This is a genomic window from Citrobacter sp. VF227, from assembly GCF_052950715.1.
The window spans coordinates 1-662 of sequence record NZ_JBRFVF010000122.1; the positions used below are offsets into that span (position 1 = coordinate 1).

Annotated in this window: 3 protein-coding genes; 2 read left to right on the forward strand and 1 reads right to left on the reverse strand. The window is 63.4% G+C overall.

The window, feature by feature from the left end; translation table 11 throughout:
* On the forward strand, positions 1-87 hold an 87-nt coding region (locus tag ACU8YC_RS25410; RefSeq protein ID WP_446896020.1), incomplete at its 5' end, for a DUF1698 domain-containing protein.
* A 19-nt stretch (positions 88-106) separates the two neighbouring features.
* On the opposite strand, the gene ACU8YC_RS25415 is transcribed toward ACU8YC_RS25410, so the two are convergent.
* Entirely contained in the window at positions 107-379 is a 273-nt protein-coding gene (locus tag ACU8YC_RS25415; protein WP_446896019.1) for a hypothetical protein, read from the reverse strand.
* Positions 380-517: 138 nt separating this feature from the next.
* Between ACU8YC_RS25415 and ACU8YC_RS25420 the strand changes: the two genes are divergently transcribed.
* On the forward strand, positions 518-662 hold a 145-nt coding region (locus ACU8YC_RS25420), incomplete at its 3' end, for a helix-turn-helix domain-containing protein (protein ID WP_446896021.1).

Consider the following 662-nt stretch of genomic DNA (forward strand, 5'->3'; position numbering starts at 1 on the left):
GATTTCCTCGACCCTCAGGACCACGGCCGCACCGTCGAAGGACTGCCGGCCCCCATGCGTGCCGTACTGCTGGCACGCAAGCCCTGAGCATCTCGGCCTGATGATGTCAGGCGCCACGCTTGCGGCGCCGCCCCTCCACGAGTTGCCGCAGCGGCAGGCGCGCCCGTTCGAGCAACTGCTGGCGGCTCAGGTCGCGCTTGGCCAGCTCGCCGTCGTCCAGTCGCAACAACTGCCGATAACGGCTGCGCTGCCGCCACGCCCGGTACCAGTCATGCAGGCTGCGTTGCAGACCGAGCGGCCACATGGCCGGCATGTAGACGTCAGGAATCTGGGGCTCCACTGGCCGCCGTGATCGGATGTTGCGTGGCTCTGTAGACATGCTCACCTCCGTTTCGCTGGCCGTGAGCACGTCATGGATATGGCGGCCACGGGTTCACGAACAGGATGAGCGGACGCCCACTGTTCAAACAAACGACTAATATAAAAGCCTGCGTTCAAGATTATTGAATGGTGGCTCATGCTGGAACCATCCAACCCCGGTACGACTGCCCCGTTGCTGGAAAGCGACGTGCTACGCACCTTTATCGCCATCGCCGAGAGCGGCAGCTTTACTCGCGCGGCCGGGCAGATCTATCGCAGTACCGCGGCGGTCAGCATGCAGA